The sequence below is a fragment of the Thermovibrio ruber genome (genome assembly GCF_055380895.1).
Window position 1 is genome coordinate 57701 of record NZ_AP042397.1, and the last position, 22328, is coordinate 80028.

General features: G+C 44.1%; 26 protein-coding genes. 17 read left to right on the plus strand and 9 right to left on the minus strand.

Going from position 1 to position 22328, the window contains the following annotated elements:
* The first annotated feature begins 2 nt into the window (after positions 1-2).
* From hemA to ACZ424_RS00325, 4 genes are read left to right on the plus strand one after another with little or no spacing between them, the layout of a single operon-like run.
* Positions 3-1277, plus strand: coding sequence for a glutamyl-tRNA reductase (hemA, locus tag ACZ424_RS00310; RefSeq protein WP_464904524.1), 1275 nt, complete (start codon positions 3-5; stop codon positions 1275-1277).
* A gap of 4 nt (positions 1278-1281) precedes the next feature.
* A complete protein-coding gene (gene hemC, locus ACZ424_RS00315) occupies positions 1282-2217 on the plus strand; it encodes a hydroxymethylbilane synthase (RefSeq protein WP_464904525.1) in 936 nt (311 codons plus the stop codon).
* Positions 2208-2921: a uroporphyrinogen-III synthase gene (locus tag ACZ424_RS00320; protein WP_464904526.1), complete on the plus strand. Its 714-nt coding sequence runs from the start codon at positions 2208-2210 to the stop codon at positions 2919-2921. The genes hemC and ACZ424_RS00320 overlap by 10 nt, the downstream gene beginning before the upstream one ends.
* Positions 2922-2974: 53 nt before the next feature.
* Entirely contained in the window at positions 2975-3244 is a 270-nt protein-coding gene (locus ACZ424_RS00325; protein WP_464904527.1) for a flagellar biosynthesis anti-sigma factor FlgM, read from the plus strand.
* Here the strand turns inward: ACZ424_RS00325 and ACZ424_RS00330 are convergent.
* Positions 3222-3491: an EscU/YscU/HrcU family type III secretion system export apparatus switch protein gene (locus tag ACZ424_RS00330; protein ID WP_464904528.1), complete on the minus strand. Its 270-nt coding sequence runs from the start codon at positions 3489-3491 to the stop codon at positions 3222-3224. The genes ACZ424_RS00325 and ACZ424_RS00330 overlap by 23 nt on opposite strands.
* A 48-nt stretch (positions 3492-3539) precedes the next feature.
* Here ACZ424_RS00330 and gltX point away from each other — a divergent pair, with 48 nt between their 5' ends.
* The 7 genes from gltX to ACZ424_RS00365 all read left to right on the plus strand — a co-directional run bounded on the left by gltX (position 3540) and on the right by ACZ424_RS00365 (position 10042).
* Complete coding sequence (gene gltX / locus ACZ424_RS00335) at positions 3540-5000, plus strand: glutamate--tRNA ligase (protein WP_464904529.1); 1461 nt, start codon at positions 3540-3542, stop codon at positions 4998-5000.
* Positions 5001-5219: 219 nt separating this feature from the next.
* Positions 5220-5456: an AbrB/MazE/SpoVT family DNA-binding domain-containing protein gene (locus tag ACZ424_RS00340; RefSeq protein WP_464904530.1), complete on the plus strand. Its 237-nt coding sequence runs from the start codon at positions 5220-5222 to the stop codon at positions 5454-5456.
* Positions 5437-5787: an endoribonuclease MazF gene (gene mazF, locus ACZ424_RS00345; protein WP_464904531.1), complete on the plus strand. Its 351-nt coding sequence runs from the start codon at positions 5437-5439 to the stop codon at positions 5785-5787. The genes ACZ424_RS00340 and mazF overlap by 20 nt, the downstream gene beginning before the upstream one ends.
* A 29-nt stretch (positions 5788-5816) precedes the next feature.
* Positions 5817-6731 (plus strand): tRNA (adenosine(37)-N6)-dimethylallyltransferase MiaA, encoded by a 915-nt coding sequence (gene miaA, locus ACZ424_RS00350; RefSeq protein WP_464904532.1) that lies wholly within the window; start codon positions 5817-5819, stop codon positions 6729-6731.
* A gap of 38 nt (positions 6732-6769) precedes the next feature.
* On the plus strand, positions 6770-7018 hold the full coding sequence (gene hfq, locus ACZ424_RS00355; protein WP_464904533.1) for an RNA chaperone Hfq: 249 nt from the start codon (positions 6770-6772) through the stop codon (positions 7016-7018).
* Positions 7011-8423 (plus strand): hypothetical protein, encoded by a 1413-nt coding sequence (locus ACZ424_RS00360; protein ID WP_464904534.1) that lies wholly within the window; start codon positions 7011-7013, stop codon positions 8421-8423. The genes hfq and ACZ424_RS00360 overlap by 8 nt, the downstream gene beginning before the upstream one ends.
* Positions 8423-10042 carry an Rqc2 family fibronectin-binding protein gene (locus ACZ424_RS00365; RefSeq protein WP_464904535.1) on the plus strand — a complete coding sequence of 540 codons (1620 nt, stop codon included), beginning with the start codon at positions 8423-8425 and terminating at the stop codon, positions 10040-10042. Before ACZ424_RS00360 ends, ACZ424_RS00365 begins: the two co-directional genes overlap by 1 nt.
* Before the next feature lie 86 nt (positions 10043-10128).
* Here the strand turns inward: ACZ424_RS00365 and ACZ424_RS00370 are convergent, their stop codons facing one another.
* From ACZ424_RS00370 to argB, 4 genes are all read right to left on the minus strand, one after another.
* Positions 10129-10551, minus strand: coding sequence for a hypothetical protein (locus ACZ424_RS00370; RefSeq protein ID WP_464904536.1), 423 nt, complete (start codon positions 10549-10551; stop codon positions 10129-10131).
* A 133-nt stretch (positions 10552-10684) separates the two neighbouring features.
* Positions 10685-11881 carry a cytochrome d ubiquinol oxidase subunit II gene (gene cydB / locus ACZ424_RS00375; protein WP_464904537.1) on the minus strand — a complete coding sequence of 399 codons (1197 nt, stop codon included), beginning with the start codon at positions 11879-11881 and terminating at the stop codon, positions 10685-10687.
* Positions 11882-11896: 15 nt separating this feature from the next.
* Positions 11897-13297, minus strand: coding sequence for a cytochrome ubiquinol oxidase subunit I (locus ACZ424_RS00380; RefSeq protein WP_464904538.1), 1401 nt, complete (start codon positions 13295-13297; stop codon positions 11897-11899).
* A gap of 108 nt (positions 13298-13405) precedes the next feature.
* A complete protein-coding gene (gene argB / locus ACZ424_RS00385; protein WP_464904539.1) occupies positions 13406-14284 on the minus strand; it encodes an acetylglutamate kinase in 879 nt (292 codons plus the stop codon).
* A 64-nt stretch (positions 14285-14348) separates the two neighbouring features.
* On the opposite strand from argB, the gene ACZ424_RS00390 reads away from it, so the two are divergent.
* A complete protein-coding gene (locus ACZ424_RS00390) occupies positions 14349-14921 on the plus strand; it encodes a UbiX family flavin prenyltransferase (protein ID WP_464904540.1) in 573 nt (190 codons plus the stop codon).
* Here the strand turns inward: ACZ424_RS00390 and ACZ424_RS00395 are convergent.
* Entirely contained in the window at positions 14902-15837 is a 936-nt protein-coding gene (locus ACZ424_RS00395; protein WP_464904541.1) for an amino acid--tRNA ligase-related protein, read from the minus strand. The genes ACZ424_RS00390 and ACZ424_RS00395 overlap by 20 nt on opposite strands.
* 22 nt (positions 15838-15859) lie before the next feature.
* Between ACZ424_RS00395 and ACZ424_RS00400 the strand changes: the two genes are divergently transcribed.
* Together ACZ424_RS00400 and ACZ424_RS00405 are read left to right on the plus strand one after the other, a co-directional pair.
* The gene (locus ACZ424_RS00400) at positions 15860-16582 is read left to right on the plus strand and encodes a metallophosphoesterase family protein (protein WP_464904542.1); all 723 of its coding nucleotides are present in this window, start codon (positions 15860-15862) and stop codon (positions 16580-16582) included.
* Between the two features lies 1 nt (position 16583).
* Positions 16584-18017: an aldehyde dehydrogenase family protein gene (locus ACZ424_RS00405; RefSeq protein ID WP_464904543.1), complete on the plus strand. Its 1434-nt coding sequence runs from the start codon at positions 16584-16586 to the stop codon at positions 18015-18017.
* A 261-nt stretch (positions 18018-18278) separates the two neighbouring features.
* Here the strand turns inward: ACZ424_RS00405 and coaD are convergent, their stop codons facing one another.
* A complete protein-coding gene (coaD, locus tag ACZ424_RS00410; RefSeq protein WP_464904544.1) occupies positions 18279-18773 on the minus strand; it encodes a pantetheine-phosphate adenylyltransferase in 495 nt (164 codons plus the stop codon).
* A 436-nt stretch (positions 18774-19209) separates the two neighbouring features.
* Here coaD and ACZ424_RS00415 point away from each other — a divergent pair, with 436 nt between their 5' ends.
* Positions 19210-19374: a 4Fe-4S dicluster domain-containing protein gene (locus ACZ424_RS00415; RefSeq protein ID WP_464904545.1), complete on the plus strand. Its 165-nt coding sequence runs from the start codon at positions 19210-19212 to the stop codon at positions 19372-19374.
* Positions 19375-19411: 37 nt separating this feature from the next.
* On the opposite strand, the gene ACZ424_RS00420 is transcribed toward ACZ424_RS00415, so the two are convergent.
* Positions 19412-19681 (minus strand): hypothetical protein, encoded by a 270-nt coding sequence (locus tag ACZ424_RS00420; protein WP_464904546.1) that lies wholly within the window; start codon positions 19679-19681, stop codon positions 19412-19414.
* A 136-nt stretch (positions 19682-19817) separates the two neighbouring features.
* Between ACZ424_RS00420 and mdh the strand changes: the two genes are divergently transcribed.
* Both mdh and ACZ424_RS00430 read left to right on the plus strand, forming a co-directional pair.
* Entirely contained in the window at positions 19818-20759 is a 942-nt protein-coding gene (gene mdh / locus ACZ424_RS00425) for a malate dehydrogenase (protein ID WP_464904547.1), read from the plus strand.
* A gap of 11 nt (positions 20760-20770) precedes the next feature.
* Positions 20771-21616: a fumarate hydratase gene (locus ACZ424_RS00430; RefSeq protein ID WP_464904548.1), complete on the plus strand. Its 846-nt coding sequence runs from the start codon at positions 20771-20773 to the stop codon at positions 21614-21616.
* Here ACZ424_RS00430 and ACZ424_RS00435 read toward each other — a convergent pair.
* On the minus strand, positions 21613-22317 hold the full coding sequence (locus ACZ424_RS00435) for a methyltransferase domain-containing protein (RefSeq protein WP_464904549.1): 705 nt from the start codon (positions 22315-22317) through the stop codon (positions 21613-21615). The two genes, ACZ424_RS00430 and ACZ424_RS00435, sit on opposite strands and share 4 nt — an antisense overlap.
* Positions 22318-22328 lie beyond the last annotated feature (11 nt).

A 22328-nucleotide genomic window follows, 5' to 3' on the forward strand; every position in this document is an offset into this window, starting at 1 on the left:
TGATGGGAGAGTTAAAGCTGTGTTGTTTGGGGGTAAGCCACAAAACGGCTCCAGTCTCTGTAAGGGAGCGCTTCTCTTTTAAAGGTGAAGAGATAGAGAGAGCCCTCTTAAAACTCAATTCCCTTTCCTCTGTAGAGGAGAGTTTAATCCTCTCAACCTGTAACAGGGTTGAAATCTACTTTACTACCAGGACTGAAACTCCCTTTAAGGAGGTGATGAACTTTCTCCTTGAGGAGAAGAGAGCCGACTTAGACCTGATAAACAAGAGCTTCTACAGGAAAATTGATAAAGATGCCGTTCGTCACGGGTTCTACGTTGCCTCAAGTCTTGACTCAATGGTCGTCGGAGAACCTCAGATAGTCGGCCAGTTTAAAGACGCCTTCTCATTGGCAAAGGAGCTTGGGACAGTCGGGACTGTTCTCTGTAGATTCTGTGAGACAGCCTTAAAGGTTTCTAAAAGAGTAAGAACAGAGACAGGAATTTCAAAGAACGCAGTTTCAATAAGCTTCGCCGCCGTTGAGCTTGCCAAGAAGATATTCGGAGAGCTCCACGGCAAGCGGGTTGCAATAATCGGTGCCGGAGAGATGGCAGAGCTTGCCGTTAAGCACCTCATAACCAACGGAGCCTCAGAGGTTTTCGTCGTCAATAGAACTCTTGAGAGAGCCCAGAAGTTGGCAGAAGAGTTCGGAGGAAAAGCTTTTCCACTGACGGATCTTGAAACTGTTTTAAAGATAGTTGACATAGTAATCAGTTCTACCGGAGCTCCCGGCTACGTCCTAACTCCTAAAAACGTTCTCCCTGCTATAAAGGATAGGAAACATCGTCCCATGTTCCTCATAGACATAGCCGTTCCAAGGGATATAGACCCTTCGCTAAACGAACATGAGGGGATTTACGTTTACGACATAGACGACCTTCAGCAGGTTGTTGAGGCAAACATAAGGGAAAGGCTCAGGGAAGCAGAGGTAGCCAAAAAGATAATCGAGGGTTACGTAGAGAGGTTTATGAAGTGGTTAAGGGAGCTTGAGGTGGCTCCCCTTATTGCAGAGTTAAAAGATAAGGCTGAGTCAATAAGGAAGGAAGTCCTTTCAAAGCGTCTTCCAAAGCTCGGCTTAACCCCTGAACAGGAGCAGGAGGTTGACAACATCACAAGAATAATAATCAACAAGCTTCTCCACCAGCCGATAACAAACGTTAAGAGAAAGGCCGTAGAGGAGGAGACCAGAAGTCAGGTTGTTCAGATATTCAGGGAAATATTTGGGCTTGGGAAGGAGTAATTAGATGAAAATAAGGATAGGAACCAGAAAAAGTAAGCTCGCCCTATGGCAGTCTGAGTGGGTAAAGGCTCAAATAGAGAAGAAGTTTCCAGATGTAGAGGTTGAGCTTGTAAAGATAACAACGAAGGGAGACAAAATTTTAGACGTTCCTCTGGCAAAAATTGGAGACAAAGGTCTCTTTACAAAAGAGATTGAAGAAGCAATGCTCCGTAGAGAGGTAGATATAGCGGTTCACAGCCTTAAGGACGTTCCAAGTAAACTCCCAGAAGGACTTAAGCTCATAGCTTTCTCAGACAGGGAAGATCCGAGGGATGCTCTCCTCTCAAACGGGAAATACACGCTGGACACTCTTCCGGAAAAAGCCGTTGTTGGAACGAGCTCTTTAAGGAGGAAAGCTCAACTCAGGATTCTTAGGCCAGACCTTGAGATAAGGGACTTAAGGGGAAACGTTGACACGAGGATTAGAAAGCTGAAAGAGGGACAATACGACGCAATAATCCTTGCAGCTGCAGGCGTTAAGAGACTCGGCTGGGAAGACGAGATAGATGAGATACTCTCTCCCGATAAGATGATTCCCTCAGTTTCCCAAGGAATTTTAGGAATTGAGGGAAGAGAGGGAGACGAGGAAGTTGAGAGGATAGTAAGGGAGGCCGTTAACTCCTACGAGTCTGAAGTTGCGGCAACAGCTGAGAGGGCTTTCCTGAGAACCGTTGAGGGAGGATGTCAGGTTCCCTTAGGCTGCTACGCAGTTGTCAACGAGGATAGAGTTCACGTAAGGGCTTTCATTTCAGACCTCAACGGTAAATTTTTCCACAAGGAAGAGGGCGTTTTTAAGTTCTCCTCTTTAGACGATGCCGACAGAATTGGCGTTTCCGTGGCAGAAAGGCTTCTCTCTGCAGGAGGTAAGGAAATTTTAGAGGAGCTCCTCAAGTGCCAGTAAGGGTTTTTATCTCCTCTAAACTTCCCGAGGAGTTAAAGAAAAAGTTGTTAGAGAGAGGGATAGAGCTCCTCTCTTTTCCCCTTATAAAGACAGTTCCCGTTGACTTTAACCCCCTAATTGTGAAGGTCTTTTCCCCCGACTTTGTCGTTTTCTCAAGTAAGAACGGCGTAAAGTGGTTCTTTGAGAGAGTTCCCAAAAGTTGGGTAAACTGTGAGGTTGTTGCAGTAGGTTCTTCAACCGCTGACAAGTTGAAAGAGCTCGGATTTTCTCCTCTAACTCCTTCAGAGTTCAGTGGAGAGGGTTTAGTTGACCTCTTTAAGGGAGAAGAGCTCTCAGGACACCGTTTTCTGACAGTCAGACCGAAAGTTGCCCGTAGAGTTTTCCCCAAGTTTTTAAGGGAGAAAGGAGCTGTAGTAGAAGAGCTTATCGTTTACGAAACTGTCCCTGATGAAAGTAAAAGAGAGGAGCTCCTTAAGTTTTTTAAGTCTGGTGTAGACTTTGCTGCCTTCACAAGTCCCTCAAACTTTAAGTCTTTTCTTTCTCAAGTTCCAAAGGAGCTCTTAAAAGGGGTAAAGCTCATACCGATAGGGACGACAACAAAAAGGGCAATAGAGAAAGCTGGTTTTTCCTGCTATACTATTCCAGAGGAGTTTACACTGAGGGGGATTGTTGAAGTGGTTTTAAAAGAACTCCCGCAGGTATAAATTTACCGCCGGAACTTCCGATAATTTAACTGGAACAGTCAGGAGGGTTAAAGTTGAAGATAAACGGCCTTTCGTCGGAGCTCCTAAAACTCCTCTCTGGAGAGCTTAAAGAGACTCAAGGGAAGAAACAAGTTCCGCTAAAGAACGTTCACGGGCTTGAGGGAATTTCCGTTGAGATAACAGAGGAGATTTCCTTACTTGAGCCTGAAAAGGTTTCTAAAGAGAAGGTTGAGGAGATTAAGAGGGCAATAAAAGCGGGGAAATACGAAGTTAACCCTCACAGAATCTCTGAGGCCATTATTAAGGAGTTCTTAGGTGAATAATTCTGTAGACGTAGGCTAAAACTTCTGCAACTGCTTTGTAGAGCTCCGGCGGTATCTCCTGCCCTATGTCTAAGGCCACCAAAAACTCAACTAATTCTTTATCCTCTAAAATCTTAACGCCGCTTTCCCTTGCAATCTCAACAATTCTCTCGGCAATTGGTCCAGTTCCCTTTGCAACGAGGCGGGGAGCTCTGTCCTTCCCTCTTTCATACTTTAAAGCAGCAGCCTTTTTAACTTTCTCCTCCATATTATTGATTATAAAATTTCAACTGCTACAAACTCAGGAGGAGTTCTAATGAGCGTAAGAGTCAGGTTTGCCCCAAGCCCTACAGGATTTATGCACGTTGGAAACGCAAGAACGGCACTCTTTAACTACCTTTTTGCCCGCCACAACAGAGGGACTTTCGTTCTAAGGGTTGAGGATACAGATATTGAGAGGCACAACGAAGAGGCCGTTAACGTTATATATGATGCCCTTAAGTGGATGGGGATAGAGTGGGACGAGGGACCAGACGTTGGAGGACCTTACGGACCCTACAGACAGTCTGAGAGGCTTGACATATACAGGGAGTTCATTGAAAAGCTTAAAGAGAAAGGGCTCGTTTACGAGTGTTTCTGTACCCCTGAAGAGCTTGACGCAATGCGGAAAGAGCAGCTTGAGAGGGGAGAACCCCCGAGATATACTGGGAAGTGTAGACACTTAACGGAAGAAGAAAAAGAGCGGCTAAGGGCAGAAGGGAGGAAGCCTGTTTTAAGGTTTAAAGTTCCGGAAAACGAGGTTATAGCCTTTGATGACCTTGTTAAGGGAAGGATTGAGATAAACTCCCGTCAACTCGGCGGAGACTTTGTAATTGTCAGGTCAAACGGAATGCCCGTTTACAACTTCGTCGTTGTTATAGACGATGCTCTGATGAAGATTACCCACGTTATTAGAGGGGAAGACCACATCTCAAACACTCCAAAGCAGATACTCATTTACAGAGCTTTAGGTTTTGATGTTCCCCAGTTTGCCCACCTTCCGATGATTTTGGGAGAGGACAGGTCTAAACTCTCTAAACGCCACGGCTCAACCTCTGTAAGGGAGTTTAGGGAGAAGGGTTACCTTCCGGAGGCTTTTACAAACTTCCTCGCTCTCCTTGGGTGGTATCCAAAGGACGGAAAAGAAGTCCTCTCAATGGAGGAGCTCATAGAGAGGTTTGATATAAGGGACGTTAACAGTGCTCCTGCAGTCTTTGACACTACAAAGCTCAACTGGTTAAACCAGGTTTACATAAGGAGCTATCCGATTGACAAGTTAGCAGATTTAGTCATTTCCTACCTTGAGAAGGCCGGTTTTGACCTATCGGGCTTTAGTAGAGGATGGCTTGAGAGGGTCGTTGAGGTAACGAGGGAGTACTTCACAGTCCTCTCAGATGCTCCGGTCTACATGGAAACGTTCCTGAAGGACGAGTTTGAGGTTCAGCCTGAGGCAAAGGAGTTTATCTCAGAGGATGAAAAGAGGTTGGAGGTAATTAAGGTTTTTAAGTCAAGACTTGAGAATTTTGAAGGGGAGCTCTCCCAGGAAGCCTTTAAGAAGTTGGTTAAAGAGGTCGGGAAAGAGGTAGGAGTTAAGGGGAAGAACCTTTTTATGCCGATAAGGATAGGCCTAACCGGTAAGATGAGCGGCCCGGAGCTCCCGATTCTGTCAGAGCTCCTTGGAAAGGAGAGAGTCTTAAAGAGGCTTGAGAATTCATTGAAGCAGCTTAAAGAAACTTAGATTTAAATTAAGAAACTTTAATAAGCGTTAGGAGAGATTTTTGGGAATAGCAGAGGTAATCCGCAATCAGGAGCTTTAAGGAGGCCGACGTCAACACTGTAATTGTCTTTGCCTCTGCTCCAACAGGTAAACTTAAGGAGCGTGTAAATAAGCTGTTGTTTTCTTGTTTTCCGTAAAGTATCTACATAATTTATACCTAAATCGGGATGGAGAAATGAGATGCTTACTAAGGTTCAAAAATGGGGAAACAGTCTAGCTGTAAGGATTCCTTCAGCTTTTGCTAAAGAAATTGGTCTTTCTCCCAATATGGAAGTGGAGTTAAAGCTTGAAAATAACAAGTTGGTAATTATTCCTAACAAAAAAAGACAGTTAGAAAAACTATTGGAGCAGATAACGCCTAAAAATGTGCACAGTGAAGTTGACTGGGGTAAAAAGGTTGGAAAAGAAGAGTGGTAAGTATATTCCCGAAAGAGGAGATATTCTGTGGTTGCACTTTTTGCCTCAGGCCGGACATGAACAAGCAGGAAAAAGACCCGCTTTATGTTTGTCTCCTAAGCTTTATAATGAAAGGACGAACTTAGGTCTGTTCTGTCCGATAACATCTAAACAGAAAGGTTATCCTTTTGAAGTTTTCCTGCCAGCTAACTGTCCTGTAAAAGGCGTCATTCTTGCAGATCAAATTAGAAGTTTAAATTGGAATGTTAGAAGGGCATCTTTTATAACGAAAATTTCTGAAGATACTTTGAAAGAGGTTTTAGAAAAGATTCAATTGCTCTTATTTTACTAATAGGTAATTAGAAGCTCGGAGAATATTAAATGGTTCAAAAGCCTTTAATCGTTATTACGGGGCCTACTGCGACCGGGAAGACGGACTTCTCTATAAAGCTTGCAAAGGAGATAGGCGGAGAGGTAATCTCTGCCGACTCTATGCAGGTTTATAAGGGTTTGGATATTGGAACCGATAAGGTCTCAAAAGAGGTTAGGGAGGAGATACCTCACTACCTCATTGACGTTGTTGAGCCTTCTAAGAAGTTCTCAGTTGCAGACTTTGTAAAGCTTGCAGATAAAGCCATAGAAGAAATTAGAAAGAAAGGGAAATACCCAATTGTCGTTGGAGGGACCGGGTTTTACATAAAGTCTCTCCTCTACGGTCTTCCGAAAACCTCGCCGGCAAGTGAGGAGGTGAGGAAAGAACTCTCCAAACTTCCAACGGAAACTCTCTACAGGGAGCTCCTCTCAGTTGACCCAGATTATGCCAAAATAATCGGGGAGAAGGACAGGAAGAGGATAATTAGGGCTTTAGAGGTCTACAGGTTGACAGGTAAACCCCTTTCATCTTTCAAAGTCTGGTCTGAGGAGCCAAGATACCCTTTCCTTGGCTATTTTCTCTACAGAGATAGGCCGGAGCTATACAGGAGAATTGAGGAAAGGGTTGACTCTCAGATTGAAAAGGGGCTTTTGGAAGAAACCAGATACCTCTTACAGTTCGGAGAGGATACTACAGCTTATCAAGCCCTTGGTTATAAGGAGATGGTAGACTACCTAAAGGGAAAAAAGAGTCTTGAAGAGGCGATTAGGACTCTAAAAAGAAGGACAAAGGAGTTTGCAAAGCGTCAGTTTACCTGGTTTAGAAAAGAGGAGGGCTTTAAGTGGTTAAACCTCTCTGAGGTTTCGGAAGAAGAGGTAATTTCTATCGTCAAAGAGGACTTAAAAAAGTTAGAACAGGACTAAATTTATAAAAGTAAAATAAATTGAATAGGGGAGGAACCATGAACTTACAAGATGCTTACCTCAACAGGTTGAGGAAGGAGAGAATACCGGTTAGCGTTTTCCTTGCTAAGGGAACGAGGCTTCAGGGGGTTATTACCTTTTTTGACCAGTTTACGATTCTCCTTGAGAACGGAGGAACCCAGCAGCTGATTTACAAGCACTCAGTTGCAACCATTGTTCCTTCAAGGCCTGTGAGGAACATTTTTTCAGAGCAGAAGGAGGAGAAAGGAGAGAACGGTAATGGATAAAACTCTACTTTTTGGTGGCCTTACTCCTCTCCACGAGCTTTTTATAAAGGGAGCTGTTGAGAGTTTAGGTTACAGTGCACAGTTTTTACCTAATCCTGATAATACTTCTCTTGCCGTTGGTAGAGAGTTCTGCAACAGAGGAATGTGTAACCCTACTTACTACACTGTGGGAAACTTACTAAAGTTCCTGATTGAGGAGTCCAAAAAGGGAATTGACGTAGAGGAAAAATACTTCTTTGTTACCGTTGGAGCCTGTGGCCCTTGCCGTTTCGGAATGTATGAGACCGAATACAGGCACGCCCTCAAAGAGGCTGGATTTAAGAACTTTAAGGTTTCTATCTTAAACCAGAGTAAACTCTCTTCTGAAGGAGACTTTCAGCTTACTCCGTCGCTTATATGGGCCTTGGTTAAAGCTGTGTTGCTTGCAGATGTTATAAGGGATTTGGGCTATCAGTTGAGACCTTATGAGGTTGAAAAGGGCGGTGTTGACGACTGGATAGATTTGGCTTCTAAAAGGATTTACGGGGCTCTGAAAGAGGGAGCTTCTGTTAAGGAGACTGTTCTACTCCTGAGGGAGCTCCGAAAAGAGCTTGAAAATCTCAAGTTTGACTATACTCGGGTTAAGCCCGTTGTAAGCGTGATCGGAGAGTTCTGGGCCCACACTACAGAAAGCTCCGGCAACTACTACATCCACAGGTGGCTTGAGGAAGAGGGAGCAGAAGTGAGGCCTGAGCCGATTGCAGGCTGGATTGACTATCAGCTCTTTATAGAGAAAGAGAGGATAGAAAGAGACCTGAAGGTTAAGGGCTTTTCTTTAGATAGATTAAAGAGGCTTTTGGCAGTTAAGTCTATGGCAATAATTTTTAGGGGGCTTTATAACATCTACCGTTCTGTCTTCTCCTTTAGACCTAAAGCCCTTCCACCTCAGAGGGAGCTTGCAGAGCTTGCTAAACCTTACTTTGACCACTTTGTCGTTGGTGGAGAGGGACATTTGGAAGTTGGTAAACACGTTTACAACGTCGTTTACAAAAAGGCCCATATGGTTCTTTCGGTTAAGCCTTTTGGCTGTATGCCCTCTACCCAGAGTGATGGAGCTCAGGCAAAGGTTCTCTCAGACTACCCTGAGAGTATTTTTATCTCCGTTGAGACCTCTGGAGACAGTGAGGTTAACGTTAAGAGTAGAGTTCAGATGAAGCTTTTTGAGGCCAAAAGGGCAGCTGAGAAAGAGTTTAACGACCTGCTTTCCTCTTTAAAGGTTAGTGAACTCGCCTTTAGGAGGGCTTTCTCCTCTGTTAAGCCGTTTGTTAAGTTAAAGGAGAAATTTGTAGGGACGGCGGCTAGGGCCCTCTACAGTAACAGGACAAAGCTCCAGCCCTTCCTTACTACTGCCTACGAGGCCGTTTAATGGACTACTTCTACATAGAGAAGCTCTCTCAGGAACTCCAATCTACTCTCAGAAAGGAAAGAATCGGTGAGGTTCTAAAGGGTGAGAAGGAGCTCTCCTTTAAAATTGGCCGTTTCTACCTTAACTTTTACTGGGGAAACCCAAACGCCCTCTTTTTGAGTAGCGAGCCTGTTGCAAAGTCCGAGTTTTTGCCCCTTACAAAATTAAAAGGAGCTTTTGTTAAGTCTGTTTACCTTCCCGTTGTTGACAGAGTTCTTGAGTTTGAACTGATAAAACCGTTGGCCGGGAACAGGTTTACCCGTCTTTTCCTTACTTTTGAGCTTACCGGTAAAAACGCCAACCTTTTCCTTCTTAACGAGAACAGGGAGATAACCTTCCTTTTAAGGAGCGTAGAGAGTTCCGTAAGGCCTCTTTCAGTTGGAGACCCTTACGTTTTTCCACCGTCAGACAAAAGGCCTTTTGAGGAGCTCCGGTTTGGAAAAGTCACACCTGAAGGCGTTGAAAAGAGCCTCTACAAGTTTGTTTCCGGTATTTCTCCACTTAACGCAAAAGAGATTGCCTACTTAATGAGAGAGTTGGGTAGTTTAGAGGAAGCCTATAGAAGGTTTTTAGACCTCCACAGGAACTCAAAAAGTGCTTACCTCTACTACCAGAACGGTAAACCGAAGTTTCTTACAACGTTCTCTTACAGTTCACTTTCCTATCTGGAGTTTAAAGAGTTTAAAGGATCCCTTCCCTACTCTTCGGCTTGGAGGGAGCTCTACGTAGAGCTTATTGAAAAGAAGAGGCTATCCTATTTAAAAAAGAAGATAGTTTCAAGGCTTGAGAAGAAGATAGAAGCTTTTGAGTCTGAATTGAGGGAGCTTTCCAACCTTGAAAAGCAGAAAGAGGAAGCAGAGAAGTGGAAAAGGTGGGGGGAGCTCCTCAAGTATAACCTTCACCTTGTAAAACCCGGCCAGAGAGAAGTTAAAGTTTTAGACTTCTCAACGGGAAAAGAGGAGGCAGTTCCATTAGACCCTTCACTCTCTCCTAAAGAAAACCTTAACCAAATCTTTAGGAAATACCGTAAAGCTTTAAAAAGGTTGGAGTTTTCAAAAAATAGACTTCAAGAGCTAAAAGATGAACTTGAGAAGGTAAAACTCCTTAAAGATGCAATAGCGTCTAAGGAAAAACTTGAAGACTTAGAAGTTTTTCTACAAAAAGGAAATAAGGAAATAGCAGTTCCAAAATTTTTAACTTTTACTCTGCCGTCTAAAAGGAAAATTATTGTTGGTAGAAACGCTTATGAGAATGAATTTCTCTCTTTAAGGCTTGCAAATCCGTGGGATTTATGGTTCCACGCTAAAGAAGTTCCAGGTTCACACGTTATTCTACGGCTTCAGAAAGGGGAAGAACCAACGGAAGAGGACATTATCCTATCTGCTTCTGCAGCTGCTTACTTTAGTAAAGGTAGGGAATCTGGAAAAGTTTTTGTTGACTACACGAAGGTAAAAAACCTAAAAAAGCCTCCTAAAACCCCGAAAGGGTTTGTGATTTACTCGGGGGAGAAAACAGTTCCTATAAGCCCAAGTGTTTTTGAAAAGCTGATAGAGGGGAGAAGCCCCCGAGAAGGGGGCTAATGGTTTACTGGCTTGTAACGATAACGAAAGATGTAATGAGAACGATGAGAATGTATATTCCAAACACTCCGTAGAGGAGAAGTGTCTTAATTGGGCTGTTTTCTACGGTTCCCATCCTTTCCTCCTTCAATAGTTGCTTTGAGGGCTTTAAGCTCCTCTTCAAACCGGTCTCTGTTTAAAAACACTACAACGTAATGCCCAACTATTCCTTTAAGGGAGAACATGGCAGCAAGTATAAATATAAGCCTTGAGAGAAAGTGTGCTGTAGTTCCCGGCTCAAAGGCTACCTTCCAGAGGTATAAGAACGGGAGAAGGAGGGTTCCCCCAACTATAAGAAAGTAGGTAAATAGGTTGGGTTTAAAGAAGCTTAAGTCTTCCTTAAACTCCTCTTTTAAAAACTCCTCAATCTCTTCCCACGTTTTCCCTTCTCTTTTAAGCTGGAAGGCTTTTTCTACTAAATCCTTCCTCTCTTTAAAGAACCTTTCTTTAAGACCGATAATTGCTGCCATGGAGTTCTCCCCTAAAAAGAGGGAGCCTAAGCTCCCTCTCCTTCAAGCTTTGACTTAGCAAGTGTGTATGTTAGCCAAGCTATTCCTATCCACCAAATAAAAGCAATTATTAACCACATAGCAACATCCTCCCTTAGTATTGTTCTCCAGCTTCTTCAAGCTCTTTCTTAAGAGTTTCTGGAGAGATCTTGTAGAGGAACATCTTGTAAACCCATGCTTGGTAGGCAATAACAATAGGTGTAAAGATGATAGCTGCTATCAACATAACTGTAAGTGTAAGTTGACTTGAGCATGAGTTGTAAATGGTCATTGAATGTTCAATTCCGAGGCTTGAAGGAACTGTCAACGGGTAGGCTCCAAACATTACGGCAAATCCTGCAAAGAGGAATGTGAGGGTTGTGAATAAAAACGCCTGTCCACCCTTCATGTTCTTAACGGCCATTAACCAGCCTACTGCACAGAGGGCAGCAAGAACGATGAGAATGAACTCAATAACTGGGAACCTGAAGAGCGCGTGTGGGAGAACGTTGCCTTGAAGCATAGAGGCAACCTGTTGAATCATGTCCTGTGGGAGGTTGAGGAACTTAAGCTTTGAAGGGTCTCCGATTTTGAACGAAATTGTGTAGGCAACACCCGTGCAGATTACGTACATGATTACGAAAGGAAGCCAGACTTTCAATCCTATGTTTCTTGCTCTTTCGGCGATAGAACCTTCAGTCTTCCAAATGAGCCAAGATACGCCGTGCATGATGATGAAGAGAACAGTTGTTACGCCTACTAAAAGTCCAAAGAGGCCATGGAATGTAAGAGGATTAACAAGGTTGATGAAGCTGATGGGGAACTTCTCGGCGTAAACGAATCCGTGGAGCATGTCGCCTTCAATTGCAGAGTTCTTGATAGGAATTCCGGCTAAGATGTTACCAACGGCAACTCCAATTAAAAGAGCGACTAAAAGTGAAGACCAGAAAATGCTCTGATCCCAGAACTTCCTCCAACCTTCGCTTTCCTCTTTACTCCTAAACTCAAATGAAACAGCCCTGTAGATAAGGGCAAGGAGAACTACGAAGAGTGCGATGTAGAGGGAGCTAAAGAGTGCTGCGTAGAGCTCAGGAAACGCAGCAAAGGCTGCACCACCGGCAGTGATGAACCAAACTTCGTTTCCGTCCCATACCGGACCGATAGCGTTGATAGTAACTCTCTTCTCAATGTCTGTTTTTGCAACTAAACCGTGGAGTATTCCAACTCCGAGGTCAAAACCGTCTGTAACTATATAACCGGCGATCAAGATAGTAACCAAGATCGCCCATATAGTCGGTAGATCAAAGTGCATTGCCCACCTCCTCCATTAGTAAAGTTCTGCTTCTTTTTCTGGGCCTTTGGATGCAAACTTGGCAAGAAGGTAAAAGTCTGCAATGGCAAGTCCTGTAAACGTTGCGAGGAAGATTATGTAAGTTATTACAACTTCAACATTTGTAAGTGGAGAAACGGCCTGAGCAGTCTTAAGACCGATTTCTGGAAGGAGTATCTTTCCGTAGTCGTCTGTGAGCGGGTAAACAATCCACGGCTGCCTTCCAACTTCAGCTGTTACCCAACCTAACCAGCAGGCAATGTATGGTAGTGGCAGTGAGTAGAGTGCAACTTTGAGGAATCCTGTAGCGTTTTCAAGGTTTTTATACTTAGCAAGTCCCCAGATGAAGAGGAGAACAAAGAAGAATCCGAGGTAAACCATTATGTGGAATGCCCAGAATACGAAGTTAACAGGTGGAATGTAGTTTCCAGGGCCAAACTTAGCTTCAAACATTTTCTGAAGGTCTTTTGCACCTAATAGTTTTCCGTTAAAGTCGTGGGTTGCAAGGAAGCTTAAAAGTCCAGGAATTGGAAGAGGTATTTCAACTACGTTTTTCTGTGCTTTCTGATCAGCCCATACTGCAAGCTGAATGTTAGCATGGCTCGTTGTATCCCAGAGAGCTTCCATAGCTGCAAGTTTTGTTGGTTGAGTTTTTGCTACTTCGTGAGCATGAATGTCTCCAATGATTATTTCACCGATTGAAGCAATAAGTCCAAAGATGAGGGCAATGTAAGCAGACTTTTTGAAGAACTCTACGTGCTGTTTCTTAAGAAGGTGGTAAGCACTTACTGAGAGGACAAATACTGCAGATAGAATCATTCCAGCGGTTGCCGTGTGCCAGAACTTAACGTCTGCAACGGAGTTAAAGACTACTGCCCACCAGTCTGAAAGCTCTGCCCTCTTTCCTGCTACAAAGTGGGAAACAGTAGCTCCAGCTGGGTGCTGCATCCAGCCGTTTGCAACGAGAATCCATAGGGCAGAAAGGTTTGAACCGATAGATGAGAGCCAAGCTGCTAAGAGGTGAACGGCCTTCGGGACCTTGTCCCATCCAAAAAGGAAGACTCCCATGAAGGTTGACTCCATGAAGAACGCCAGTAGTCCTTCAACTGCAAGGGGAGCTCCGAAGATGTCACCAACGAACCTTGAGTAGACAGACCAGTTCATACCGAACTCAAACTCGTGAACAAGTCCTGTAGCTACTCCAAGGGCGAAGTTGATGGCAAAGAGTTTTGACCAGAACTTTGCCATGTCCCGGTAAATCTCTTTACCGGTGGTGTAGTGAAGCGTAAGCATGATTGCAGATAGCGTTGACAGCCCTAAAGTAAGAGGGACGAAGACAAAGTGGAAGAAGGCTGTCATCGCGAACTGCAGTCGCGATACCAGTAGTACGAAGTCCATCGCGGCACCTCCCAAAAAGATTTGTAGGTCTTATTCTATTTTTAACTCCAAAACCTAATTATATCAAAATCCGATTAACACTAAACCTGTGCTTATATTCGAACTTACTTATATAATCTCAGTTCCAATACCTTCTTGTGTGAAAAGTTCTAAAAGTATAGAGTGCTTAAGCCTTCCATCAATTATATGTGCTTTTTTAACCCCGCCAGTTAGAGCTATTTCGCAGGCTTTAACTTTTGGAATCATTCCCCCTGAAACAGTCCCTTTTTCTATTAAGTCGGATATCTGAGAGCGATAAAGTGAGCGTATTAGCTGCCCCGTTTTATCCTTCAGCCCTTCAACGTCTGTAAGCATTATTAGTTTCTCTGCCTTTAGAGCCGCCGCCATTTCTCCAGCTACCAAGTCGGCGTTTATGTTGTAGGCCTCATAGTCTTCCCCTATTCCGACAGGCGCTATTACAGGAATAAATTTAGACTCAAGGAGTTTGTTGACAATTTCAGGATTAACCTTTTTGACCTTTCCTACGAAACCTAGGTCAATGATTTCTGGTGCTCTCACCTGAGAGAGGTACTCCTTTGAGTCAATCTTCTCTGCAATTATGAGGTTTCCGTCTTTTCCTGAAAGGCCTACTGCATTTCCTCCGTGGGAGTTGATGAGCTTAACTATCTCCTTGTTTACCTGCCCTACCAGAACCATCTCAACAACGTTCATCGTTTCCCTGTCTGTAACCCTCATTCCACCTACAAACTTTGTGGGAATGTTGAGTTTTTTGAGGAGCTCCCCTATCTGAGGCCCTCCCCCATGGACGATTACAGGATTTATCCCGACATACTTAAGGAGGACTATATCTTCGGCAAATGCCCTTTTAAGTTCTTCGTTAACCATTGCGTTTCCGCCGTACTTTATGACGACTGTCTTTCCGTAGAACTCCCTGATGTAGGGAAGGGCTTCAAGGAGGGTTGTTACTTTCTCTATCAGTTTTTTCAACTCTTCCTCCTCCGTTTTAACTTATAAACTTTATAATAACTCAACTTTTAGAGTGGAGGTCTGATTGGAGAGAGTTGTTGTTGGAATAACGGGAGCCAGTGGTTCCATCTATGGTAAAAGATGCTTAGAGGTTCTCGTCTCCAAAGGTTTTGCCGTTGATTTGGTCGTTTCTGAAGTGGGAAGGAGAGTTTTTGAGTATGAGTTGGAGCTCCCCTTTGAAAAGTTCCTCTCCTCTCTGCCTGAAGACTTGGTTAGAATTTACTCGCCGGACGACCTTTTTGCTCCCATTTCAAGCGGTAGTTACCCGGTTAAAGGGATGGTTGTTGTTCCCTGTTCGGCGGGAACTTTGGGGCACATTGTTTCCGGAGCTACGGAAAACCTGATTCACAGGGCTGTAGATGTAAACCTTAAAGAGAAAAGACCGGTTGTTTTAGTTTTCAGGGAGACTCCATTGAATAGGATTCACACAGAGAACATCCTTAAGGCAATAGATGCTGGAGCTACAGTTCTTCCAGCTTCCCCTGCCTTCTACGGAAAGCCAAAAAGTGTTGAGGAGCTGGTTGACTTTGTGGTTGAGAGAGCTCTAACCCACGTTTTGGGCAAAAGTTTAGGCTTAGTTAGAGGATGGTCTCTTTAAGGAGCTCCTCAACTGTAAAGGGGATCACCTCCAAAATCTTTTCCTTGCCAGTTAGAACCATTATTAACCTGTCAAGCCCTAAAGCAACTCCCTCGCAGTGAGGTAGAGGCTTTTCCTTTAAAAGGTTTAAAAAACCTAAGTCTAAACTTCTCTCTTTCTTTTCCATCTCTCTCTTATACTCCTCATATTCCGTCATTTCCGTGTAGCCGTTTGCTATTTCAACGCCTCCTATGTAGAGTTCAAACCTTTCAGCAACTTTTCCTCTTCTCTTTGAAAAGGCTCCAAACTTTGAAGGGTAGTCATAGAGAACAACCGGGTGAGGAACTTCAGCCAGTTTGGGTTCTACTTTCTCTACCAGGAGTTTAAGGAAAGCCATCTCGTAGTCCGTTTCTCTAGCAAGGCTTTTAACTGCTTCCTTGTCAAAAGGTGAAACTCCTACAAGCTTTCTGAATGCTTCCTCAACGGTTAAAAACTCTGGACTTTCAACTTTAATCCTTTTTCCCTTAAACTCTACTTCTTTTAACCCGAGGGTTTTTGCGCATGAAGTAACTAAACGAAGGGTTTCCTCCATTCCAGTCCTGTAGTCAGCACCTGTTCTATACCACTCAACCATTGTGAACTCTACGTTGTGGAGAGGGGTTATCTCTCTGTCTCTGAAGACTTTAGTTATCTGGAATATCCTTTCTGCTCCGTGCCAGATAAGTCTTTTCATGAAGAACTCGGGAGACGTGTGGAGGAACCAGCTGTGCTCTTTTCCTTGAAAGTCGTGGAAGGTAGCCTTAACGTTTTCAACGTTTGGGTCTGGGTTCCTATAGGGGACTATAACGGGGGTTTCAACCTCTAAGTAGCCCATTTTGTTGAAAGTTTGTCTAATTCTATTAACTATCGTGTTTCGAAGTTTTAAAATCTCTAACATTTAACCCTCTCTGGAGAGTTTTATGAAGGTAGCCATTATCGCTGATATTCACGGGAATATACATGCCTTAAAGGCTGTTGAGAAGAGGATAGAGGATTTCAAAGTTGATGAGGTCTGGTGTTTGGGAGATACCGTCGGCTATGGAGTCTTTCCCAACGAGTGCGTTAGCTGGGTTAGGGAGAACTGTTCTATTGCTCTTCTCGGAAATCACGAGCTTGCCCTTTTAGGCTTTGTTGACGTTTACCTTCTGAACGACTATGCAAGGGCTGCTATTGAATGGACTAAAGAGGTGATAACTGACGAGAACTGGGAGTTTTTGAGGAAACTGGGGGTGCAACAGCTAACTCCCTGTTGTCAGCTCGTTCACGATACGCCGAAGTCACCGGGAAGTATGGAATACATACTGAGTAAGAAAGATGCTTACGGAGCTCTTCTCTCCCAGCAGAAGGACGTTTGTTTCTTCGGCCATACCCATATTCCTGCTGCCTACAGACTACTTAGTTCTACCGTTGACAGATTGAGCGTCTACTCACTCTCCTTTGACGTCGGAAGATACCTGATAAACCCGGGAAGTGTTGGACAGCCCAGGGACAACGACCCGAGGGCGTCTTTTGGGGTATTTAATCTGAAGGAGAAGAGGTTTTCTCTCTATCGGGTAGAATATGATACGAAGGTGGCAGCTAAGAGTATTCTAAAGGCTGGTCTTCCAGATTACTTGGCTGCAAGACTCATTTTAGGGGTATGAGATGAAGGGATACATGTTGATTGCAGGCAAGAGGGTCTTTAAGAAAGAAGAAATTGAAATTTGCTTTCCCTACGACGGTTCCTTAGTTGGAACTATTCCAAGAGGAGATAAAAGGGACGTTGAGGTTGCAGTTGAGTCTGCAAGGTTGGGCTTTGAGAAGATGAAGGAGCTCACTGCCTACGAGAGGTTCAGGATTTTGGAAAGGGCTGCAAGGCTCCTTTCTAAGAGGAGTAGGGAGTTTGCAGAGCTTTTGGTTATGGAGGTTGGAAAAACTATAAAGGAGGCAATGGGAGAGGTAGGTAGGGCTATTAACACTATTACCCTCTCTGCTGAAGAGGCTAAAAGGGTTTTAGGAGAAGAGGTTAGGTTTGATGCTGCCCCTGGAGTTAAGGGAAAGGTTGGATTCTTTAGGAGAGTTCCACTAGGGGTTATAGGCTGTATTACGCCTTTCAACTTTCCGCTAAACCTTACCTGCCATAAGGTTGCCCCTGCCCTTGCAGCTGGAAATTCTGTAGTAGTTAAGCCCTCAGAGAACACCTCTCTGACGGTTATAAAGCTTGGGGAGCTCTTTATAGAAGCCGGTTTCCCGCCTGAGGCCGTTAGCGTGGTTACGGGATACGGAGAGGAAGCCGGAGATGCCCTCGTTCGCCACCCGAACGTTCGGATGATTACGTTTACCGGAAGCGTCCAGACCGGTAAGATAATAATGAGCCGCGGAGGGCTGAAGAAATACGCTATGGAACTCGGCTCAAACGCTGGAGTTTACATAGACAAAGACCAGAAGGAGAAGCTCCCTCTTGTAGCTGAGAAGGTTGCAAGGGGAGGATTTGCCTTAGCCGGTCAGGTCTGCATCTCCGTTCAGAGGGTTTTCGTTCACTCCTCTCTGTTTGACGATTTCGTCAGCGAAATGGTTGAGTTTACAAAGAAATTAAAGGTCGGAGACCCTCGGCTTGAGGAGACAGACGTCGGCCCTGTTATAGATAAGGGAGCTGCCGACAGGATTATGGAGTGGATAGATGAGGCAGTTTCAAAAGGAGCAGAAGTTGTGTGCGGAGGGAAGAGGCTTTCAGACACCTTAATAGAGCCGACAGTTGTTATTAACGTTCCTAGAGATGTAAAGCTCTTTAGGGGAGAGGTTTTCGGACCCGTTATAGCTGTTAACAGGGTAAACTCTTTAGAGGAGGGGATAGGGGCTGTTAACGACTCGCCTTACGGCCTCCAGGCCGGGATATTTACAAGCAACTTAAAGGCAGCCTTTAAGTTTTCAGAGGAAGTTGAGTGTGGTGGCATAATGGTTAACGAGATTCCGACCTTTAGGGTTGACCAGATGCCCTACGGAGGAGTTAAGGAGAGCGGCATCGGAAGGGAAGGTCCTAAGTTTGCGATTGAGGAGATGACGGAGATAAAGACTATCTGTTTTGACACTAACCTGTAATCTCCTTTAACTTCTCTGAGACTTAGGTAGCCGGAGAGTTTCCAAAAGAGCTCCTCGGCCACCTCTTCCCTGTATGTGTAAACCGTTAAGTTTCTGTCTTCGTGGGAGTTTTCTTAGTTCAACGATGTCAACCTTTTGAGTAAGGAGTGTTTGTTACCCTTGCCCTTGAGCTGAAAAGGAAAACCCTAACCTGTATTCCTTTCCTATTGAAGAACTCTTCAAAAAGAGGGGAACTCCTCTACTTTTTCTAACTTATTTACGCTATCCTCTTCCAAACTTTTCTCTTAGTTTCTTCTCTACGAATGGGGTAACGAACTGTGAGACGTCTCCGCCGTAGAACGCAATCTCCCTTACGGCAGAAGAGGAGAGATAGGCGTATTCGTCTGAAGGCATCAGGAAGACCGTTTCAATCTCTGGGTAGAGCTTCCTGTTGAGGGAGGCCATCGTAAACTCGTGGTCCATATCGGAGACTATCCTGATTCCCCTCAGTATTGCCACTGCTCCCTCTCTCTTTGCAAACTCAACAAGGAGTGAGTTGAAGGTCTTTACTTCAACCTTTCCTTTTAGTCCAACCTCTTTGAGGCTCTCTATGAACATCTCTCTCCTCTCTTCAATAGAGAAGAGTGGCTTTTTCTTCGGGTTTTCGGCGATTCCTACGATGAGCTCCGGGAAGAGCTCTACCCCTCTCTTTACAATGTCTAAATGTCCTAAAGTTACTGGGTCAAAAGTTCCCGGGTAAATCGCCCTTTTTATCATTGCCTACCTCCTTAAGCTGTAATTTTAGGTTTTTTACGTAAGCCTTTCTCAAAGGAGGAGACTATAGGATTTCCACATAGAGAGAGCTAAAGTTCTACCTAAGTCAAACCTGTGGGAGTTCCTTGAGGGGCTAAGGAAACTCTCTACGCTGATTGCTCCGGTTAAGAGAGGGAGTAAGGCGCTCTTCTTACCCTTGACTACACGAGGACAGTCCTACCTCATTATTTTTGGAGTTCACTCCTGTGACCTCCACGGAATTTCCATATTAGATTCCGTAAGGAGAATCCAGACCCAAGGTATTAGGAGGTAAGGAAGAAGACTGTTCTTATTAGAATCCCTGCATACCCGATAGCTACTGTTTCTGCCTCCGCCCCCTAACTACAGAGGTTTAATTGTTTACAAGGAAGAACTCTGTATCTTCTGCACAAAATTTAAAATGGTCTGTCCTCCAGGGGCTATCCAGTTTACATACAGAGAAGGCGGCAGTAAGAAGTTTCACTACAATCTATATCTCTGTATTTACTGCGGAGAGTGTGTAAGGGCTTGTCCAGACTGGGATACACTTGAGAAGAGTGCTGATGAGAATAAAAAAGCCTTTTAAAGGAGGAAGCTGTAAAGAAAGTAAAGAGAACAAACAATCAATAGTATCTATATATCTCTATTAGCTTGATGAGGAGCTCTTTGTTTTCTGTATTGAGGATTGAAAGTTCCTCTATTTCTTTCCAGCTATCTACCAGCTGTGGCTTTCCCATTGAGAAGAGTTCTTTTAGAAAAGGCTTCTTTTTCTTCTGTATGTCCTTTAATTCCTTTAGATCGTCTATTGGGATAAACTCTTCCTTTACCATCTTCTTTAGTAGAGTATTTTCCATAATTAGTAAGTCTTTAAGGGCTTTTAAAAACTTTTCCATAATGTCTCCTAAAAGTGATTCTACCTTAATATTAAACTTAATGAACTCTGCTTTGCTTTGACCATTATCAACTTAAAATTTGAGTGTGTTAAATTCGTGTTAAAATATCCTAACTAAAGGATTAAGGGAGGAAACGTTGGACCGCAAAAAAATAACAATTGTTGGAGCTGGAAACATCGGAGCAACCCTTGCTCTCTTACTTGCAAGGCGGGAGACGGCAGACATTACTCTCATAGATATCAACGAAGGAGTTGCAAAAGGTAAGGCCCTTGACATAATGGAGGCCTCTCCGATTCTCGGTTTTAATGCCCACGTTGTAGGAACCGGGAACTACGAGGATACTGCAGGTTCAGACGTTGTGGTTATAACTGCCGGTTTCCCCAGAAAGCCGGGAATGAGCAGGGATGACCTTCTCTTTAAAAACTTTGAAGTTGTTAAGTCTGTTTCCGAGCAGATTAAGAAGTACTCTCCAGAGGCATTCGTGATAGTTGTTACTAATCCTTTAGACGCAATGACTTATACTGCCCTTAAGGTTACCGGGTTTCCGAAAGAAAAAGTTATGGGAATGGCTGGAGTTCTTGACTCTGCCCGTTTTGCCTACTTTATCTCAGAGAAAACCGGGATTTCCGTTGAGAACATAAAGGCCTTTGTAATTGGCGGCCACGGAGACGATATGGTTCCCCTTCCAGAGTATACAACTATCTCGGGTATTCCCGTTAGGAAGTTCCTTTCTGATGAAGAACTCCAGGAGGTAATAGAGAGAACCAGGTTCGGCGGAGGGGAGATAGTTCAGCTCTTAAAAACCGGTAGTGCCTTCTACGCCCCTGCCGCCTCAATCCTTGAAATGGTTCTTGCAATTCTTTGGAACAAGAGGAAGATCCTCTCTGCAAGCGTTTACTTAGACGGTGAGATTGGGGAATACTACGGGGCTTCAGGTCTCTGTGTTGGAGTGCCGATAGTCCTTGGAAAAGAAGGAGTTGAGGGTATCATTAAACTTGATTTAACAGATGAGGAATGGCAGGCTTGGAGGAAATCTGTAGATTCTGTAAGGAAACTCGTTGAAAAACTGCCCCTTTAAGGAGAGGAAGAATGAGGGAAATTCACGTTGATAAAGTTAGAGAGACGGTTAAACGTTTGTGTATGGAGGCTAACTACTTTTTACCTCAAGACGTTTTGAGTGCTTTTAGAGAAGGAAAGAAGAGAGAAGTATCCCCGGTTGGGAGAAACGTGTTTGACATACTTCAGGAAAACGCAAAAATAGCTGCAACAGAAGAGATCCCCTACTGTCAGGATACGGGATTTGCCGTTGTATTTGTTGAAGTTGGTCAAGACGTTAGATTTGTTGGTGGCAGCCTTGAGGATGCAATAAATCAGGGGGTTGCTGAGGGTTATACCGAAGGGTATTTGAGGAAATCTATTGTTTCAGACCCTCTCTTTGATAGGAAAAACACGGGGAACAACACCCCTGCAGTTATCCACTACTCAATTGTTCCCGGAGATAAGGTAAAAATAACCGTTGCTGCTAAGGGTGGTGGAAGTGAGAACATGAGCAGGCTTGCAATGCTTAAGCCTGCAGACGGCTTAGAGGGAGTTAAGAAGTTTGTCCTCAAATCTGTTAGTGATGCCGGTCCAAACCCCTGCCCACCTATTATAGTGGGAGTTGGAATTGGTGGAACTTTTGAGAAAGTTGCCTACTTGGCGAAGAAAGCCATCTTAAGGCCTGTAGGCCACAGAAACCCTGATCCTCGCTATGCAGAGTTGGAAGAAGAGCTTTTGGAAGAGATAAATAAACTTGGAATAGGCCCTTCAGGTTTTGGAGGAAAGGTTACTGCGTTAGACGTAAAGATTGAGTGGTATCCCTGCCACATCGCTTCGCTCCCAGTTGCTGTAAACATTCAGTGCCACGCTTCAAGACACAAGGAAGCTGAAATTTAACGCTTCCTTGCCATTAAAAGGAGAACCCTGTATTCAACTTTCGGGTTCTCCTCTAAGATTTTCCTGAACCTTTTTGCCTCTCTAAAGGGAGCTCTCCCAAACGGGTTTTTAGCTCCTACACCTGTAATCCGTTTTAGAGCTTCCCTTGCCGACTTAAACTTTTTCTCTAACAGAAGTCTTTCAAACATAACAATTTCAAACCTTTCTCTTGCAGCGTTAAAAACCTCTTTTTCATCTGGAAACTGAAACAGCGGAACTGAGCCTGATGCCCTTTCCCAAGCTCTGAATACCGTTTTAAGGCTTCCCCTTACAGGAACGGACAAGAAGAGTTTACCACCGTCCTTTAAAATCCTACAAGTTTCGTTTAAAACCCTTTTAATGTCTGTCCACTGAAGTGAGAAGTTTGAGAACACTGCTTTAAATGACTCGTCTTTAAAGGGCAGGAGCTCCCCGTCGCCGCACACCGAAAAGTTTTCTCTTTTTTTACAGAGCTGTGCCATCTTCAGTGATATGTCTAAACTGAAAACGTCCTTTCCGAAAATCAGTTTTCCCGTTCCTGCTCCTATGTCAAGAACTGGTTTAGGGCTTCCTGCAAGAGCGTAGATTTTCAGGAGCTCCCTTCCAGCCCTGTCCTGAAACTCTGAAAAACGGTCGTAATTTTTGGCAGCTTTTGAAAAGTTTTCCTTAACCTTATCTTTCATACCGGTTAAAA